The following is a 417-nucleotide window of genomic DNA, read 5'->3' on the forward strand; positions in this document are numbered from 1 at the left end:
TGGAATATAATACCGTGAGCGGTGATGATGAAAGCCCAGCGATTGTATTCAAGCCTTGGCATGATGGTAACCTAATGCTTAAGCTTGATGATGAAGAGGAGAAAGGTCTGGTTTTAAGTTATTGGGATCAGTCTGAAAATCCAGACACTGTTAAGGAAGAACCTTCGATCATCGCATTAAGAAAGGTAATGGATAGGATAGCTAGCAAATCTGGCTTAGGTGTTAAGGAAGGGCAGCTCCAAACTGCGTGATTATTCCCTTCGAAAGGCTTCTATTTTTGATGGCCAGATAGTCAAAATAGACAACCAATTAGCCAATAGAAAGAAATCATACCAAGCTTCACAAACGCCTAAAGTGTAAATACTAAGACACAACCTGACATATGTGATCTGCATACTGCTTCACGAACGATTTACT

General features: G+C 40.3%; 1 protein-coding gene. It reads left to right on the forward strand.

Annotation, left to right across the window (positions count from 1 at the left end; genetic code table 11):
* Positions 1-251, forward strand: a 251-nt coding sequence (locus A3735_RS10970) for a hypothetical protein (protein ID WP_231882539.1), incomplete at its 5' end; no start/stop codon positions are given.
* Positions 252-417: the final 166 nt, after the last annotated feature.

Source organism: Oleiphilus sp. HI0061 (assembly GCF_001635675.1).